1 protein-coding gene and 1 pseudogene are annotated in these 833 nt (G+C 59.9%); both read right to left on the reverse strand.

What is annotated here, in order from left to right; genetic code table 11:
• Positions 1-299, reverse strand: a pseudogene (locus OQK_RS29210) (histone deacetylase family protein); the annotation flags it as partial.
• Between the two features lie 155 nt (positions 300-454).
• Positions 455-833, reverse strand: a 379-nt coding sequence (locus OQK_RS29215; RefSeq protein WP_038860861.1) for a helix-turn-helix transcriptional regulator, incomplete at its 5' end; no start/stop codon positions are given.

An 833-nucleotide genomic window follows, 5' to 3' on the forward strand; every position in this document is an offset into this window, starting at 1 on the left:
ATCGCACGCAGCGTGCGCGCCGGCCAGGTGTAGGGCAGCAAGTCGCCGTCGGTGTTGAACTCGGTCCAGCGCTGCCACGCACCTTTGAAAAATTCCAGATAGTCACGGCTGTGAATGCGCGCGATCGGCTCCAGGCCGAAATCCTTCGGCGCTTCGACCGCACCGAGGTTTTGCTTTTGCACGCGTTGCAGCACATGGTCGGCACGCGACGGCATCTCGAAGCACGGCTTGAGCTGGCCATCGATGAGTTCGCAGCGGCCATGGTGCAAGTGGTGATCGTCTGAGTAGATCGTCAGCATTTGTTGTTCTCCGCAAGGCTGATTCGGTGGTCTTCAGTGTTGCGGCGCAACTTGAATCGGAGAACGTCGGGAGCGGCCAAAAGGGGATCGATATGGCCAAAACCTCTGACCGCAATTCGCCCCTTGTTCATGCAGGCTCATGCCTGGAGCAGCCATCAATGCGGTCGGAACTGACTCGGCGCCACGCCGCTCCAGCGCACAAATGCATGACGGAAACTCGCGGTCTCGCTGAAGCCCAGCGTCTCGGCGATCCGATAGATTGGTAACTGGTCTTCGCACAGCATCTGCTTGGCCCGTTCGAAGCGCAGTTCATCGAGCAGTTCCTGATAGCTGCTGCCCATGTCTTTCAGGTGGCGACGCAGGGTGCGCGGTGAGCATTTCATCTGTTGCGCCAGCCCCTCCAGCCCCGGCGCAGCGTTCAATTGTGCGCTGAGCAACTGACGAATCCGCCCCAGCCAGGCCTGACGTCCAGTGAACTCAAGATTCTGCTTGCGGCAACGTTCGGCCATGGCCTGATGAGTGATTGCGTCGGCC

The organism is Pseudomonas sp. R62, assembly GCF_000257605.1.
Classification (GTDB): domain Bacteria; phylum Pseudomonadota; class Gammaproteobacteria; order Pseudomonadales; family Pseudomonadaceae; genus Aquipseudomonas; species Aquipseudomonas atacamensis.